Genomic DNA, 18,101 nt, shown 5'->3' on the forward strand with positions numbered 1-18,101 from the left:
CGGCCTTTTGCGTTGCAGGGCGGGTGTTACCCAGCCGATCACCGGCCGGCCCACGCTCGGCCGGGCGCTGAGTCCCTCAACCTCCGTTACAATCTGCAGCCCCGTTTCTGACACGGTTCCCCGGACATGATGGTCCTCGAGGGCGCTTCCGCCCTTTCGCCGTTCCGCCGCGCTCGGCTCGAAACCCGCCTGCAAACCCTCGTCCCCGCGCTGCGCATCACTGGCGCCTGGCACGTGTACTTCATCCGCGTCGAGGCCGGGCAAGCGCCCGACCAGGGCACCTTGCAGCGGATTCTGCAGGCCGAAGCGGCGCCCGCGCCGCGCGCCGAAGACGCCTCCTCGCGCTATGTGGTGCCGCGTCTGGGCACGCTGTCGCCGTGGTCGAGCAAGGCCACCGAACTGGTGCGCGGGGCCGGGCAACCGATCCAGCGTGTGGAGCGCGGTACCCGCATCGATCTGGCCGGCTGGCCGGACAACGATGCCGACCAGGCCGCCGTGGCCAAGCTGCTGCACGACCCGATGACGCAATCGCTGCTCGGTTCGGCCGCCGCCGCCGAGGCGCTGTTCAACGAGCCCGATCGTGGCCAGTTGCAGCACGTGGCGCTGGATGCGCTGGAGCAGGCCAACCGCACGCTGGGCCTGGCCCTGGCGCAGGACGAGATCGATTACCTGCGCGAACGCTTCGCCGCGCTGGGCCGCGACCCGACCGACGTCGAGCTGATGATGTTCGCCCAGGCCAACTCCGAGCATTGCCGGCACAAGATCTTCAACGCCAGCTGGAGCATCGACGGCAAGCCGCAGGAACGCTCGCTGTTCCGCATGATCAAGCACACCCACCAGCAGACCCCGCAGCACACCTTGTCGGCCTATAGCGACAACGCCGCGGTGGTGGAGGGCGTGCCGGCCGCGCGTTATCGCCCGGATCCGGCCAGCGGCGAATACCGCAGCGAAGCGGTGTTGCCGTCGGCATTTGCGATCAAGGTGGAAACGCATAACCACCCGACCGCGATCGCGCCGTTTCCTGGCGCGGCAACCGGTGCGGGCGGCGAGATCCGCGACGAAGGCGCCACCGGCCGCGGCGGCAAGCCCAAGGCCGGTCTGACCGGCTTTACGGTGTCGCATCTGCGCATCCCGACCCTGCCGCAGCCTTGGGAGGCGCCGCGCGCGCTGAATCCGCGCATGGCCCCGGCGCTGGACATCATGCTCGAGGGCCCGCTCGGCGGCGCCGCGTTCAACAACGAATTCGGCCGGCCGAATCTGCTCGGCTATTTCCGCAGTTTTGAGCTCGCCGAAGGTGAGGGTCTGACCCGCGCCTACGACAAGCCGATCATGCTGGCCGGCGGCCTGGGCGCGATCGACCGCACTCAGGTCGAGAAGCTGCGCCTGCAGCCGGGCGATGCGGTGATCGTGCTCGGCGGGCCGGCGATGCTGATCGGCCTGGGCGGCGGCGCCGCCAGTTCGGTGGCGGCCGGCGACAGCGCCGAGGCGCTGGATTTCGCCAGCGTGCAGCGCGAAAACCCGGAGATGGAACGCCGCTGCCAGGAGGTCATCGACCGCTGCGTGGCGCTTGGCACGGACAATCCGATCCGCTGGTTCCACGACGTGGGCGCGGGCGGCCTGTCCAACGCCATTCCCGAGTTGCTGCACGATTCCGGCGTAGGCGGCATCATCGACCTGGGCCGCGTACTCACCGACGACCCCTCGCTGTCGCCGCTGGAACTGTGGTGCAACGAATCGCAGGAACGCTATGTACTGGGTGTGCCGCAGGCGCGCCTGGACGAATTCGCCGCGATCTGCGTCCGCGAACGCTGCCCGTTTGCAGCAGTGGGCGTGGCCACGGCCGAGGAGCGGCTGGTGGTTGGGTATGGCGTGTTTGGGGACGGGATTGGTGATTCGGGATTGGAGATTCGCAAAAGCGATTCGTCAGTTGCCGGGTCCGCCGTTGCTTTCAACCAATCCCCAATCCCGAATCCCCAATCCCGGCTCCCGATCGACCTGCCGATGGACGTGCTGTTCGGCAAAGCGCCGAAGATGCATCGTGATGCGGTGCATCCGGCCGCGCCGCAGTGGCCGGTGCTGCAGACCGCCACGCTGGACCTGCAGCAGGCCGGCTTGCGCGTCTTGGCGCATCCCACGGTGGCGTCCAAGAGCTTTCTGGTCACCATCGGCGACCGCAGCGTTGGCGGGCTGACCGCGCGCGAGCAGATGATCGGGCCGTGGCAGCTGCCGCTGGCCGATTGCGCGATCACGATGGCTGGATTCGAGACGTTTGCTGGCGAAGCGATGTCGATCGGCGAGCGCACTCCGCTGGCGTTGTTGAACGCTGCGGCGTCGGCGCGCATGGCGGTGGGCGAGGCGATCACCAACCTGTGCGCCGCACCGGTGCAGACGCTGGACAGCATCAAGCTCTCGGCCAACTGGATGGCCGCCGCCGGTCACGCCGGCGAAGACGCCTTGTTGTACGACGCGGTGCGTGCGATCGGCATGGAACTGTGCCCGGCACTCGAATTGAGCGTGCCGGTGGGCAAGGACTCGCTGTCGATGCAGGCGCAGTGGCAAGGAGCCGGGATTGGTGATTCGGCATTCGGGATTGGCCAAACGCCAGAGCCTTCGGCTGTTGCCAATCCCCAATCCCCAATCTCCAATCCCGTCACGCACAAGAGCGTTTCACCAGTCTCGCTGATCATCAGTGCGTTCGCACCGGTGGGCGATGTGCGCACGCAACTGACGCCGTTGTTGCGCAGCGACGAAGAGAGCGAGCTGTGGTTGATCGGGTTGGGTGGCGGCAAGCAGCGCCTGGGCGGGTCGGTGTTGGCGCAGGTGTATGCCGATGAGGCGGCGCTGCCGGCCTTCGGTGGCGAAGTGCCGGATCTGGACGATCCGCAGCGGCTGCGGAGTTTCTTCGAACTGATCCGTGCGGCGCGCGAGAGCGGCTTGTTGCTGGCGTATCACGACCGCAGCGATGGCGGTGCGTTTGCGGCGCTGTGCGAAATGGCGTTCGCCTCGCGGCAGGGTCTGGATATCACGCTCGATGCGTGGGGCGACGATGCGTTCCGCAGTCTGTTCAACGAAGAACTGGGCGCGGTGGTGCAGATCGCCAGCGAGGATCGCGCCGCGTTCGCCGATCTGGTCGAGCGGCATGCCTTGACCGAATGCGCGCAGCGCATTGCACGCCCCACCGGTGCGCCGCGCATCCGCGTGAGCGGACAGGGCCGGGTGCTGGCTGAGTGGCGTTGGGAAGAATTGTTCGATGCCTGGTGGTCGGTGACGCACGCCATGCAGAAACTGCGCGACAACCCGGACAGCGCCGACGAAGAGCGCGCGCTGGCACGCGACTTCAAGGCGCCGGGATTGCGTCCGAAGCTGGTGTTCGATCCGTCTGAAGACGTGGCCGCGCCATTCGTGGCGACCGGTGCGCGGCCCAAGGTGGCGATCCTGCGCGAGCAGGGCGTCAACGGGCAGATCGAGATGGCCTACAACTTCGAGCGCGCCGGTTTCCGTGCGTTCGACGTGCATATGAGCGACCTGATCGAAGGCCGTGTGGATCTGGCGCAGTTCTCCGGTTTCGCGGCCTGCGGCGGTTTCAGCTACGGCGACGTGCTGGGTGCCGGACGCGGTTGGGCCACCTCGATCCTGGAGCGTTCGGCCTTGCGCGATGCGTTTGCCGACTTCTTCGCGCGCAGCGATACCTTCGCGCTGGGCGTGTGCAACGGCTGCCAGATGCTCAGCCAGCTCAAGGACATCATTCCCGGTGCCGAGCATTGGCCGCGCTTTCTGCGCAATCGCAGTGAGCAGTTCGAAGCGCGCACCGCGTTGTTGGAAGTGGTGGAATCGCCGTCGCTGTTCCTGCGCGGCATGGCTGGCTCGCGGATTCCGGTGGCGGTGGCGCATGGCGAAGGGCGCGCCGAGTTCGACACCGTGGTGGATCAGGCGGCCGTGCGTGTTGCCCTGCGTTTCATCGATGGCGACGGTGCAGTGGCATCGCAGTACCCGCTCAATCCGAACGGCTCGCCGGACGGCATCACCGGCCTGACCAGCACCGACGGCCGTGCCACCATCCTGATGCCGCACCCCGAGCGCACCCCGCGCACGGCAAACCTGAGTTGGCACCCGGCCGACTGGGGCGAGGACTCGCCGTGGTTGCGGATGTTCCGCAATGCGCGCGTGTGGTGTGGTTGATGCTGTGCAGCTCCGCGGCGTGAGTTAGAGCGCTCGAAGCAACCGCTTCATTCGACGGCCGTGTGCAGCGATGCACACGGCCGTCGTCGTTTCTGCTGCTGAGTGCATGCATCTGCACGCGGTTTTCGCGGGTTGCTTGATCCTGCCCGCGATGCGCGTCGTCCAGAAGAGCGCATCGAACGCCGATCGAGCTGGGCATGGTCAGACCCGCTTTCAAGCGATGCAAGCCGGCTTGTCTGCGGCAGGCGCATGCAAGGTTTCCTCATTCCATCGAGCGCCCGTGCATCGGGACTGCGCATGTCCGGCGGGCGTTGCAGCTGAGGCATGACCTTCGCTATTGATAACTCCCGATCAGTGCAGCTGCAGCCGCGCGTGATCGCATCGCAGTCGGGTGCGTCGCTGCTACATTTTTTGAATGTCGATACGTGGTTTACTTTAAGTAACTATAAAAAATACTAGGTATTTAGTTGGTGCGTTCGATGATGTCGCTTGTGTGACGTTAATCTCATCTGAATTTTTGGTTTTTCAATAAATTCATCCAACGTTATGAATCTCTGATTCGCACGGTTTCCGCTGCAAATTCACGTCTTTATCGCTGATTCTTTTGCGCGGGATTTTCCCGATGCAGAAGGTAAGCGAGTGCGTTTTCGATAAACCTCAGGGGGACCGTGCGACGCAGTCGTGCGGTGGTCGGTTTCTACATACCAGGCCAATGGGGAGTAAGGCGTTAATGAAGCGAATTCAATTGAATGCCGGTGGTGAGCAGTGTGCTCATCGCCGAACGGCGCGACGTGTCTGCGATTTGATAAACCCACCCTTCAGTCGAGTGCATCTGCAAGCGAGCGGTGGGCTGGCGGCGGCGATGATGCTGGTACTCGTCGGCATGGCCGGAGTTGCCGAGGCCGCATCCCCGCAAGCGACCGCGATCACGCGCTGCACGGTGGCCAACGGTCAGCAACATTGCGACACCGGGACTGCAACAGCGGCCGGTAATGCAGATCCCGTAGCCGCGACCACGCAGACCTCGGCCATACCGAACGCCGAGACGGATGTGCCGGCGTTCGCAGAGGGTCAGGACGCCTTGGCGCTGGGCAACGCAAGCAATGCCCTGGGCGATGGAACCAGCGCACTCGGCGGCGGAAGCCTGGCACTGGAGCGCGATGCGACGGCGATCGGGCATAACGCCTCGGCTGCAGGAGAATCGGCTACCGCCATTGGCGGCGTTGCAACGGTCTACGATTACGACGCGTCCGGTTTTGTCATCGGGCAACGCGAACAAGCCGCCCAGGCATCCGGTGTGGGCTCTACCGCCATCGGTGGTGGTGCACTGGCCAGCGATCCGTTTTCCACGGCGTTGGGCAGTGGTGCTGGTGCTGACGGTGTGCAGAGCACGGCACTGGGGTACCGCGCGCAGACGTTCGACGATGGGGCCACTGCGATCGGCGGTTTGTCCACTGCCAGTGGATTCCTCTCCAGCGCAGGCGGCTATTTGTCGCGTGCCAGCGGAGATGCGTCCACCGCTTTCGGTTATAGAGCGCGCAGCGAAGGCAGCAGCAGTATCGCGGTCGGCGATACCGCATTGGCCAGCGGCATGCAGAGCGTGGTGGTCGGTGGCATCAGCAACTTCGGTTCGATCACCGCCGCCACCGGAACAGGCGGCATCGCGCTGGGTGCAGGGGCGCAGAGCCAGTCCGATTATGCGATTGCCATTGGCTACGATTCCAACATCTTCCCCAATCAGCCAGGCAACACCGATTCGGTGGCCATCGGGCACAGCGCCGGTTCGTTTGCGCCGGGCACGGTGTCGCTGGGTGGGTTTTCGTTGGCGAGCGGCGATGGTTCGGTGGCGGTGGGGCACGATAGCGTGGCCTATGCCGAGAACAGCATCGCGCTGGGTGCGCGTGCCAGCACCTCGTGGTTCAACGGCAACAACACCGCGATCGGTGCGGATGCACAGACCAATGGCACCGATGCGGTGGCGATTGGTTATGGCGCACGTGTGGGTGACTGGGTCGACGATGCGTGGAATCGTTCGGCCGCCAGCGCCGTGGCGTTGGGTGCGCGTTCCTACGCGTACCGCAGCAACACGGTCTCGGTTGGCGATGTGCAGGCGGGGCTGACGCGTCAGATCACCAGCGTTGCGGCAGGCACCGAGGCCAACGATGCGGTCAATCTCGCCCAGCTCGACAGCTTGCGTGCCGTCGCCGACCGTCTCGACAGCACGCTGGCGATTGGCAAAACCGATGGGGATGAAACCGCTGCCTACGTGGACGGCCTGAATGCGATCGCGTTGGGGAGCGCAAGCAACGCGATCGGCGATGGCGCCAATGCGCTGGGCTCGGGCAGTCTGGCGCTGGGCCGCGATACGGTCGCTGTCGGGCACAACGCCAGCGCGGCCGATGCATCGGCGGTGGCAGTGGGCGGTGTCGCCTCTGTGCCGGTATTCGATGCCTCTGGCTCGATCGTGGGCGCGCAGGAACAGGCCACCCTGGCACAGGCGCGCGGTGCCGTGGCGCTGGGGAGCGGGGCGGTTGCCGCGCGCACTTTCGCCACCGCGGTCGGCACGGGGGCAGTGGCCAGTGGCGAGCAGTCGATGGCGGCGGGATTCAGTGCGCGGGCGCAGGACGATGTTGCCACCGCTGTGGGCGCGTTCTCGACAGCGCGTGGTTCGGCGGCGTCGGCCTTCGGCTTCGGTGCGCTGGCCAACGCGAGTCTGACCACCGCGGTCGGCTTCAATGCCTCCAGCATCGGCGAGAGCAGCGTGGCCGTGGGCAGCCTGGCGGTTGCCGCCGGCGAGCGCAGTGTGACTGTCGGCGGCATGTCGCTGATCAGCTCCAATTTGCGGCCTGCAGGCGCCCTCGGCGTCGGTGGCGTTGCCATCGGCGCAGGTGCGCGCAGCGACGGCGATTACGCCATCGCGCTGGGCTACAACGCCAACGTCTTCTCCAACGATACCAATACCGACGCGGTGGCGATCGGCCATAGCGCTGCCTCGTTTGCGCCGCGCACCGTGTCGTTGGGGACGCTGTCGTCCTCCGAGGGTGCGGAGGCGATTGCGGTCGGCTACGACGCGCGTGCCGTCTCCGGCAGAAGTATCGCGATCGGCAGCGGTGCCACGACGTCGATCTTCTCTGGCGACAATATCGCGTTGGGAACCAACGCCAGGGCCGAGGCGCCCGATGCAATCGCGATCGGGCGCGATGCCAGCGTGGGCGTGTTCATCGGCGATACGGGCAGCGCCGCAATGGCCTTGGGCGTGCAATCGACGGCACTGGGCAACAACAGTCTGGCGATGGGCTACAACGCCTTTACCAGGCAAAGCGGCAGCAACGCGGTCGCACTCGGTGCCAATGCAGGTGCCAGCGGTGTCGATTCGGTGGCCTTGGGCGCCGGCTCCCGCACCTACGAGGCCAACGTGGTGTCGGTGGGCAACGGCAATGGCCGCGGTGGTCCTGCCACGCGTCGCATGGTCAATGTGGGTGCTGGTGCAATCGCTAACGGCAGCAGCGATGCGATCAACGGTGGGCAGTTGTTCGGCGCCTTAAGTAACGCCGCCAGCTTCCTTGGTGGCGGTGCGGCGATCGGTGCGCAAGGCGTGTTCGTCGCGCCGACCTATGTGATCCAGGGCAGCAGTTACAGCAACGTCGGTGCGGCATTGACGGCGTTGGATAGCAAGGTCAGCGAGCTGGATGCGCGTAACGCGACGGGGACAACGGGCGTTGCGGCACGTTCCTCCGCTGCGCGCGTCGCACGGGCGACAGCAACGGCGACGACGGTTGCACCTGTTGCGCAAACCCCGACAGCCGCCAGCAGTCTTGAAGATGCGGCGACAGACGATGGCGTGCAGTCGACGCTGATGGCTGCCGACCGGACGACCGACAGCGCGCTGTCTTTAGCGACTGCAACGGCAAGCGGGCTTGCCGCAAGCGATGGCGTACAAGGCACGCCGACCGCAGCAGTGGTCGGCAGCATCACGCCTGCCGCCACGTCCACCGCCGTCGGCACGGCGGCAGTGGCCAACCACGTGACCGGTACTGCAATCGGCGGCAGCGCCTATGCGCATGGCCCCAACGACACCGCAATCGGCAGTAACGCACGCGTCAATGCAGATGGCAGCACGGCGGTCGGCGCCAACACGCAGATCGCCGCGGTAGCGACCAATGCGGTGGCGATGGGCGAAGGCGCGCAAGTCAGTGCGGCGTCGGGCACGGCGATTGGCCAGGGCGCACGTGCCAGTGCGCAGGGTGCGGTTGCACTCGGCCAGGGCTCGGTCGCCGATCGTGCCAATACGGTGTCGGTGGGCAGCGTTGGCGGCGAGCGCCAGGTGGCCAATGTGGCGGCCGGTACGCGTGCCACCGATGCGGTCAACAAGGGCCAGCTGGACAACGGCGTTACCGCTGCCAACAGCTATACCGACAGCCGCTACAGCGCGATGGCCGACAGCTTCGAAAGCTACCAGGGCGATATCGAAGACCGCCTGCGTCGGCAGAACCGCCGTCTGGACCGTCAGGGCGCGATGAGCTCGGCGATGTTGAACATGTCCGCCAGCGTGGCCGGTATCGCCTCGCAAAACCGCGTCGGTGCCGGCGTCGGTTTCCAGAACGGCGAGTCGGCGTTGTCGGTGGGTTACCAACGTGCGATCAGCCCGCGCGCCACGGTGACGGTCGGCGGCGCACTCAGCGGCGACGACCGCTCGATCGGCGTGGGTGCCGGTTTCGGCTGGTAACGCGCATTGCATTGCATCTCGCAGCTGCTGCTGTGTGCGGCAACTGCGTGCTCACTCACTCATTGTCGCATTTCATCTTGAAGAGGACTTCATCGTGATTCAGAACCATCGTTCCCGGACTCTTGCCATCGCCTGCAGCGCGGTCTTCTCGCTCGGTAGCGGCATTGCCACTGCCGCCACGTTGGATTCCAGTGTGAGCACTGCGCAACGCCAGCAAGCCATGCGCGATGCGCCGGTCGACGGCATCATCGTCAAATACCGCAGCGGCAAAGTGACTGCACGCAGCGTTGGCAATGCATCGGTGGCCACGATCACTGCAGCGGCATCGCGCGCAGCAGTGCAGTTGGCACCGGCGGCACGCAGCGGCAAGGCGGCCGTGCCCACGTATGTGCGCACGTTGGCAGTGGGCAGCGAGTTGATCAAGCTGCCCGCACAACTCAGCCGCAGCGATGCCGACCGCCTGGTGCGCGAACTGCAGGCCGATCCTGCGGTGGAATACGCGCAGATCGACGTACGCATGTATCCGTTGCAGAGCAGCGGCGGCAGCTTGCCCAACGACCCGCTGCTGGCAACCAATCAATGGCATCTCACCGATCCGGTGGGTGGCATCGACGCGCCGGCAGCCTGGGCCACTGCCCAAGGCGAAGGCGTGGTGGTGGCGGTGATCGACACCGGCATCTTGCCGGCGCACCCGGATCTGGCCGGCAATTTGCTGCAGGGCTACGACTTCATCAGCGACAGCGGTGTCTCGCGCCGCCCCACCAATGCACGTGTGCCGGGTGCGCTGGATTACGGCGATTGGGAAGCAACCGACGGCGAATGCGGTATTTTTTCAGCCGCTCGCGACAGTTCCTGGCACGGCACGCATGTGGCCGGCACGATTGCCGAAGCCACCGGCAACGCCATTGGCGGTGCCGGTGTGGCCTACAAAGCCAAGGTGCTGCCGGTGCGCGTGCTCGGCCATTGCGGCGGTTCGTCTTCGGACATCACCGACGCCATCGTGTGGGCCTCCGGCGGCCATGTAGAGGGCGTGCCGGACAATCGCGACCCGGCCGAAATCATCAACATGAGCCTGGGTGGTTTCGGGCCTTGCGATTCGGTCACCCAGGCGGCGATCAATGCTGCGGTGTCGCGCGGCACCACAGTGGTAGTGGCGGCCGGCAACGATGGCTCCGACGTCTCCAGCGCAGTACCTGCCAACTGCGCCAACGTGGTGTCGGTGGCGGCCACCCGCCTGACCGGTGGCCTGGCGTACTACAGCAACTTCGGCAGCTTGATCGATCTGGCCGCACCCGGCGGCGGCGCGCGCGATCTGGCAACCGACACCTTGTACGACGGCCCGATCGGCAGCTGGATCTGGCAGACCGGTTACACCGGGAAAACCACGCCCAACTCCGGTCAATTCGCCTATATCGGCCCAGGATTTGCCGGAACCTCGATGGCGTCGCCACATGTGGCCGGCACTGCGGCGTTGGTGCAAAGCGCGTTGATCGCCGACGGCAAAGCGCCGCTGACGCCGGCCGCACTGGAGCGCCTGCTCAAGCGCAGTGCGCGTGCGTTCCCGGTGCAGTTGCCGCTTGCCACACCGGCCGGTACCGGCATCGTGGATGCGGGGGCTGCCATCGATCGCGCGCTGCGCCGTTGCGACGCAGGAGACGTGGGGTGCCAAGTGGATGCGCAACCCCTGCGCAACAGCGTGCCCGAGCGCGGGCTGTCCAACCTGGCGGGCGATGCCGGGGTATTCACCTTCGAAGCGAGCGCTGGTGCGGTGCTGAGTTTCATCAGCTTCGGTGGTAGCGGGCAGGCAGGGTTGTACGTGGCGTTCGGGCGTGAGCCCAGCGCCACCGACAACGACGGTGCCTCCACACGCAGTGGCACCAGCCAGACCGTGCGCTTCACCGCGCCGCGCGCCGGCACCTACATCCTCAAGCTCGACGGCACCGAATTCGATGGGGTGAGCCTACTGGCGCGTCAGTGATCTGACACATCAGGGCGTACCGGCCGCATTCCGTCATTTCCCTGGCGCAATCCAGCTGAAAAGCGGCCGGTACCGCGCCTGCGTGGCACCGGTTTGCCAGCGTGGGGAGCGCTGGTCTGCCCGCTGACGCATTTCGCATCCGATTTTGCGCAACCAAGCCTGCTGGCGACCCGCCAGCGGGCTTTTTTGTCTGCTTTGGACATGCGTATTCAGCTTTGAAATGTCTTGCAAGACACGATCTAGGTCGCTGTTTTCCAAAGATTTATCAAAAAAATAATAAAAGCAAACAGAAGTGTGATGGAAAACACACTTAACTTCGCTTTTCGTCAAAAACTTGACGCCTGATTTGAGCGCTGTTAACACTTCGCTCAGTTCTATGGTTGGGTAGCGTTCACTTTTTGACTATCCAGGGTGCAGGCGTAAGCCGCCCACCGCCGTTAGGCACATGGCGCCAATCACCAGGGGAATCGCATGGCTGGAAGGCCGTTCGATGGTGGGTGTTCGCCAACAAACCAGTCCCAACTTCAGGAGTCGTGCGTCGATGAATCGGATTTATCGCAAGGTTTGGAACAAAGCGTTGGGCGTGTGGGCCGTGGCATCGGAACTGGCCAGTGGTGATAGCCCGGGAGCAGTGACCACTGCCGCATTCATCGACCGCCGCCAGAGCCGTTGCCTGGTCGCCGCGATCGCTCTGGCGCTGGGTAGCGCCGGGATCGCAATTCCTCTTTCCGCGATGGCGCAGTCGGTCGAAGTCGGCGACGGTGCAGCGGCATCCGCCACCAGGACCACCGCCATCGGCAGCAACAGCCATGCAAGCGCCACCGGCGCCGTGGCAGCCGGTGCCGATAGCAGCGCCAGCGGTGTGAACAGCAGCGCGATCGGGCGCCAGACCAATGCCATCGGCGAGAACGCGGTGGCCATCGGCTACAACAGTTTCGTGCGCCAGAGTGGCGAAAACGGCGTGGCGCTCGGCGCCAATGCCGGCGTGACCGGTGCCAACTCGGTGGCGCTGGGCGCAGGCTCGCGTACCCACGAAGACGACGTGGTGTCGGTGGGCAGCGGCAATGGCCGCGGCGGCCCGGCCACGCGCCGCATCACCAATGTCAGCGCCGGCGTCAACGCCACCGACGCGGTCAACCTGGCGCAGTTGCAGGACGTGGCCGATGTGGCCGACGACACCGCAACGTTCTTCAAGGCAACCCCGGGCGAAGACAGCGTCGGCGCGTATGTCGAAGGCGACAGCGCACTGGCTGCCGGCGATGCGGCCAACGCGGTGGGCACGGCGACAACCGCGCTGGGAACCGGCGCCAATGCCGTGGCCGACAACGCCACCGCCGTGGGCGCCAATGCGCTCGCCTCCGGGCAGAACAGCGCAGCATTCGGCCATAACGCACAGGCCAATGGCCCGGGCAGCGTGGCCGTTGGCGGCGCTGCGGTGGACGAAGATGGCCAGCCGTTGATCACCAACGGCGGGGTGCCGGTGGAGACCGGCGCCACCAGTGCCGGCGTCGGCGGAACCGCAGTCGGCGCCAGCGCCAATGCCGATGGATTTGCTGCATCGTCGTTCGGCGTCGGTGCGTATGCCGCCGGTGCGCAATCCTCCGCGTTCGGTGCTGTTGCCAATGCGGCCGGCGATTACGCCACCGCGGTGGGCACGCAGACCAGCGCCAGCGGTACCAGCAGCACTGCGGTCGGTGGCCCGGTCGATCTGATTCCGGGCCTGGGTTTCTTCGTACAGACCCAGGCCAGTGGCGAAGCGTCCACCGCGCTCGGCGCCGGTGCGATCGCGTCGGGCACCTACACCACGGCGGTGGGCACGCTCAGCGAAGCCTCCGGCACCGAAGCCACGGCGGTGGGTTACTTCGCCTACGCACCTGGCGAAGGCGCCACTGCGGTCGGCCCGGAATCCTGGGCCAGCGGTGAATTGAGCACGGCGCTGGGCTATTACAGCACCGCACGCGGCGCCAACTCGGTGGCGTTGGGTGCCAACTCGGTGGCCACGCGCGCCAATACCGTGTCGGTCGGCGCGGCCGGCGATGAGCGGCAGATCACCAGCGTCGCTGCCGGCACCGAAGGCACCGATGCGGTGAATCTCGATCAGCTCACTGCCGTGTCCGAGGTTGCCGACACCACCGCGCGCACGTTCGTCGCCACGGGTGACGGCACCGCGATTGCCGAAGGCATCGACAGCGTTGCGGCCGGTTCCAATGCATCGGCAACCGGCGACTACAGCGCTGCATTCGGTTCGACCAGCTCCGCAACGGCACAGGGCACCACTGCGATCGGTAGCGGCGCGATCGCTGCTGTCGACAATGCAACTGCGCTCGGTTTCAACAGCACTGCAGTGGCCGATTACGCCACTGCGCTCGGCGCTGACAGCAGTGCATCGGGCGAGTTTGGCACGGCGATTGGCGGCGCCAGTCTGGCAACCGGCAGCGGCGCCACCGCGCTCGGTTACGAGAGCATCGCCAACGGTGCCGATTCCACCGCGCTGGGTGCGGGGAGCGTGGCGTTTGGCGACACCAGCACCGCGGTCGGCGGAGCGAGCGTGGCGTTCGGCGAGGACAGCGCTGCGTTCGGTTCCAATGCCGCTGCCGGCGGTACCGCATCCACCGCCATTGGTGCTGGCAGCAGTGCTTTCGGTGAGCGCACTGTCGCGCTGGGCGGATCCAGCAATGCGTCGGGCGATGACAGCGTTGCGCTTGGTTCGAGCAGTCAGGCGTCTGCGTTGGGCACCACTGCGATTGGTAGCGGCGCAAATGCGAACTTCAACAACGCCACTGCGATCGGCTTCAACAGCGTTGCCAGCGATCGGTACTCCACCGCGTTGGGCGCCGACAGCACGGCGACCGGCTTCTACGGCACTGCCATCGGCGGGACCAGCGTGGCCAACGGGCGTGGCGGCACTGCGATCGGGTTTGAAAGCATCGCCAATGGTCTCGAATCCACCGCGCTGGGGTTTGCCAGCGTCGCGTGGGGCGACACCAGCACCTCGGTGGGTGCAGAAAGCACCGCGTACGGCAACCGCAGCGTTGCGCTCGGTATTACCGCCTCTGCCGGTGGTGACCTCTCCATCGCCATCGGCGACAACGCTTATACGGCCGGTGCGCGTTCGATCGCTCTCGGCTCGAACGCGGTTGGCTATGGCGATAGCACTCTGGCGATTGGCGCGGAGGCCTTCGTCGAAGGCAATCGCAGCATTGCGATCGGCGACGGTGCGCGGACCGCAGTCGACAACAGCGTTGCGCTGGGTGTTGGCGCGGTTGCCGATCGCGCCAATACGGTGTCGATTGGCTCTGTAGGCGGTGAGCGCCAGATCACCAATGTTGCCGCCGGTACCGAGGGCACCGATGCGGTGAACCTGGACCAGCTCAACGCGGTCGGTGAAACCGCAGAAACCACCGCGCGTCTGTACACCGGCACCGGCGCCGGCACGGCCGATGCGCAGGGCGAAGACGCCACTGCTGCCGGTTCCAACGCCACTGCCGAGGGCGATTACAGCAGCGCGTTCGGTTCCAGCAGCCAGGCGATCGGTACCGGTGCATTGGCAGTGGGCAGCGGCGCCAGCGCCACTGCGCAGTTTGCCAGTGCATCGGGCTACAACGCGGCGGCCAGCGGGTTTGGCAGCGTGTCCAGCGGTGCCTACAGTCAGGCCAGCGGCGACTATGCGGTGGCGGTGGGCGGCGAAAGTGCAGCAGCAGGTGCGCAGAGCACCGCGTTGGGTGCAGCGGCAGATGCGTCTGGCGATGGATCGCTGGCGGCCGGTGCGTTGAGCGTGGCCGCTGGCAGTGAAACCACGGCGCTGGGTTATTTCGCCAGCGCCAGTGGCGACTCGGCCACGGCAGTCGGCGCGGAAAGCATTGCCGATGGCACCAGCGCGGCCGCCTTCGGCTTCGGCGCCGAGGCCAGCGCCAATTACTCCACCGCACTGGGCGGCTATTCCAGCGCGACCGGTTTCAACAGCACCGCGCTGGGTAATTTCAGCACCGCCAGCGGCTCCAGCAGCGTGGCGGTGGGTGGCGATGCAACCGCATCGGGCACCTACAGTCTGGCGGCCGGCCAGGGCAGTGTGGCCAGCGGCTACAACAGCGTGTCGGTCGGTGGCGCATTGCTCGGCCTGTTGCCGACCGAGGCGTCCGGCGACTTCTCCACCGCACTCGGCGGCGCCGCATGGGCGCCGGGCCTCAACAGCACTGCGCTGGGCAATTTTGCCGAATCCACCGGCGAAAGCAGCGTGGCACTGGGCGCCGATTCGGTGGCCGATCGCGATTTCGCAGTGTCGGTGGGCAGCACCGGCAACGAACGTCAGATCACCAACGTGGCGGCCGGTACGCAAGGCACCGATGCGGTGAATCTGGACCAGCTCACCGCAGTGGCCGAAACCGCCGAATCCACCAGCAAGTACTTCAAGGCCAGCGGCAGCGATGACAGCGACGCCGGTGCCTATGTGGAAGGCGACAACGCATTGGCTGCAGGCGAGGGTGCCAATGCCACCGGCACCGGTACCACCGCATTGGGTGCAGGCGCGCAAGCGGTTGCCGATAACGCAACGGCGCTCGGCGTAAGCGCCTTGGCCAGCGGAATCGGCGCAGCGGCGCTGGGCAACAATGCCCAGGCGACCGGCGAAAACAGCAGCGCCATCGGCAGCAATGCGTTGGCCAGCGACATTGGCGCCACCGCAAACGGTGCCGGCGCGCAGGCGATTTCGACCTACACCACCGCGCTCGGCAGCGAAGCGGTGGCCTCCGACAACCAGGCAACTGCGGTCGGTTTCCGCAGTGCTTCTTCCAATGTCGGTAGCACCGCGTTGGGCGGGTACAGCGAGTCCAGCGGCAGGCTGTCGTCGGCACTGGGCTATGGCGCGGTTGCGTCCAGCGACTACAGCACGGCAGTCGGTGCCGCAGCGCTGGCCTCTGGTGCCAGCACCGTGGCGGTGGGTGAATTCAGCGAAGCCACCGGCGAAGAAAGCGTGGCCGTTGGTGGCAGCACGTTCTTCGGGTTCATCCCGGCGCGTGCTTCCGGCACCGGCGCTGCTGCATTCGGTGCGGGGGCGTGGGCCACGGCCGACTACACCACCGCGATCGGCTGGAATTCGTATGCCGATGGCGTCAATGCCACCGCGTTGGGTCAAAGCGCCGCAGCACTGGCCGACAACACGCTGGCATTGGGTGGCGGCAGCCGCGCCGATGCCATCGGTGCCAGCGTCATCGGTGTGGATGCTTCGGCGACCGGCATCAACAGCACCGGTGTCGGTCGTCAGGTCAATGTGATCGGCGAAAACGCGGTGGCTGTGGGCTACAACGCGTTCGTGCGCCAAAGCGCGGTCAACGGTGTGGCGCTCGGTGCCAATGCCGGCGCAACCGGTGCCGATTCGGTGGCGTTGGGCTCGGGTTCGCGCACCTATGAAGCGGACACGGTGTCGATCGGCAGCGGCAATGGCCGCGGCGGTCCGGCAACGCGTCGCATCGTCAATGTCAGCGACGGCCAGGCCGCCACCGATGCGGTCAACAAGGGCCAGCTGGATTCCCTGGCCGCCGATGTGCAGACCACCAATGGCATGGTGCAAACCACCGGCGAAGGCGTGGCCTCGGCAACCGGCGATCGCAGCAGCGCGGTCGGTGCAGGTGCCAGCGCCAGCGGCGCGCGCAGTGTTGCGATTGCCTCCGGCAGCCGGGCGTCGGCGACCGGTGCCAGTGCGCTGGGTGTGGACAGCAGCGCCAGCGGCGTCAACAGCACCGCAATGGGCCGTCAGACCAATTCCATCGGCGAAAACGGCGTGGCGCTAGGCTACAACTCCTTCGTGCGTCAGAGCGGCAGCAATGCGGTCGCACTCGGTGCCAATGCCGGTGCCAGCGGCGCTGATTCGGTGGCCTTAGGCTCCGGTTCGCGTACCTATGACGCCAATGTGGTGTCGGTCGGCAGCGGCGATGGCCGCGGTGGTCCGGCCACGCGTCGCATCGTCAACGTGGGTAGCGGCGCGATCGCCACTGCCAGTACCGATGCGATCAACGGCGGGCAGTTGTTTCAGTCGCTCAGCAATGCGGCCAGCTTCCTCGGTGGTGGTGCGGCGATCGGTGCGCAAGGCGTGTTCGTTGCGCCGACTTACGTGATTCAAGGTGCCAGCTACAACAACGTCGGTGCTGCACTGACCGCGTTGGACAGCAAGGTCAACGAGCTCGATGCACGTGGTGGCACCGCAACGGGCAGCACGGCTGCACGCACGGCGTCGCTGCGCACTGCATCGGTGCCTGCGGTTGCGGCGGCTGCGCAGATCGACGCGGTCGCTGATGTCGCAGCTGCAAGCACAAGCGTGCAGGGCACGCCGACCGCAGCAGTGGTCGGCAGCATCACGCCGGCCGCCACGTCCACCGCCGTCGGCACGGCGGCAGTGGCCAACCACGTGACCGGTACTGCAATCGGCGGCAGCGCGTATGCGCATGGCCCCAATGACACTGCGATCGGCAGCAATGCACGCGTCAATGCCGATGGCAGCACGGCGGTCGGCGCCAACACGCAGATTGCGGCAGTGGCCACCAATGCAGTGGCAATGGGCGAAGGCGCGCAGGTCAGTGCGGCCTCGGGCACGGCGATTGGCCAAGGTGCACGCGCCAGTGCACAGGGTGCGGTTGCACTCGGCCAGGGCTCGGTCGCCGATCGTGCCAACACGGTGTCGGTGGGCAGCGTCGGCGGCGAGCGCCAGGTGGCCAATGTGGCGGCCGGTACGCGTGCCACCGATGCGGTCAACAAGGGCCAGTTGGACAACGGCGTTGCCGCTGCCAACAGCTATACCGACAGCCGCTACAGCGCGATGGCCGACAGCTTTGAAAGCTACCAGGGCGATATCGAAGACCGCCTGCGTCGGCAGAACCGTCGCCTGGATCGTCAGGGCGCGATGAGCTCGGCGATGTTGAACATGTCCGCCAGCGTGGCCGGTATCGCCTCGCAAAACCGCGTCGGTGCCGGCGTCGGTTTCCAGAACGGCGAGTCGGCGTTGTCGGTGGGGTACCAACGTGCGATCAGCCCGCGCGCCACGGTGACGGTTGGCGGCGCACTCAGCGGCGACGACAGCTCGATCGGCGTGGGTGCCGGTTTCGGCTGGTAACGCGCTGCGGCATGAAACGCAGCGGCGCCGAGTTGCGCCGCTGCGGTAGAGCAAGGCCTGAGGGGGCGGGTAAGGACCGTGGCTGGGCCGGCCAACGGATTCGCATGGAGTGATGG

The 18,101-nt window shown here is 66.2% G+C and carries 5 protein-coding genes; 4 read left to right on the forward strand and 1 reads right to left on the reverse strand.

Annotated elements, in window-relative coordinates:
- Positions 1–126 precede the first annotated feature (126 nt).
- The 3 genes from purL to NMB96_RS10060 all read left to right on the forward strand — a co-directional run bounded on the left by purL (position 127) and on the right by NMB96_RS10060 (position 10,883).
- A complete protein-coding gene (gene purL, locus NMB96_RS10050) occupies positions 127–4,179 on the forward strand; it encodes a phosphoribosylformylglycinamidine synthase (RefSeq protein WP_255086811.1) in 4,053 nt (1,350 codons plus the stop codon).
- Between the two features lie 862 nt (positions 4,180–5,041).
- Positions 5,042–8,905: a YadA-like family protein gene (locus tag NMB96_RS10055; protein WP_255086812.1), complete on the forward strand. Its 3,864-nt coding sequence runs from the start codon at positions 5,042–5,044 to the stop codon at positions 8,903–8,905.
- Between the two features lie 220 nt (positions 8,906–9,125).
- The gene (locus NMB96_RS10060) at positions 9,126–10,883 is read left to right on the forward strand and encodes a S8 family peptidase (RefSeq protein ID WP_425520925.1); all 1,758 of its coding nucleotides are present in this window, start codon (positions 9,126–9,128) and stop codon (positions 10,881–10,883) included.
- 33 nt (positions 10,884–10,916) lie between these two features.
- Here NMB96_RS10060 and NMB96_RS10065 read toward each other — a convergent pair whose 3' ends face one another.
- Positions 10,917–11,246, reverse strand: coding sequence for a hypothetical protein (locus NMB96_RS10065; RefSeq protein WP_255086814.1), 330 nt, complete (start codon positions 11,244–11,246; stop codon positions 10,917–10,919).
- A gap of 178 nt (positions 11,247–11,424) precedes the next feature.
- On the opposite strand from NMB96_RS10065, the gene NMB96_RS10070 reads away from it, so the two are divergent.
- Positions 11,425–17,985, forward strand: a complete 6,561-nt coding sequence (locus NMB96_RS10070) for an ESPR-type extended signal peptide-containing protein (RefSeq protein WP_255086815.1) — start codon at positions 11,425–11,427, stop codon at positions 17,983–17,985.
- Positions 17,986–18,101 lie beyond the last annotated feature (116 nt).

This window comes from Xanthomonas hortorum, from assembly GCF_024339125.1.
GTDB classification, from domain to species: domain Bacteria; phylum Pseudomonadota; class Gammaproteobacteria; order Xanthomonadales; family Xanthomonadaceae; genus Xanthomonas; species Xanthomonas hortorum.

Coding starts and splice junctions, on each gene's coding strand:
- NMB96_RS10055 (WP_255086812.1), top strand. CDS start 5,042: ATGATGCTGGTACTCGTCGGCATGGCCGGAGTTGCCGAGGCCGCATCC.
- purL (WP_255086811.1), top strand. CDS start 127: ATGATGGTCCTCGAGGGCGCTTCCGCCCTTTCGCCGTTCCGCCGCGCT.
- NMB96_RS10070 (WP_255086815.1), top strand. CDS start 11,425: ATGAATCGGATTTATCGCAAGGTTTGGAACAAAGCGTTGGGCGTGTGG.
- NMB96_RS10060 (WP_425520925.1), top strand. CDS start 9,126: ATGCGCGATGCGCCGGTCGACGGCATCATCGTCAAATACCGCAGCGGC.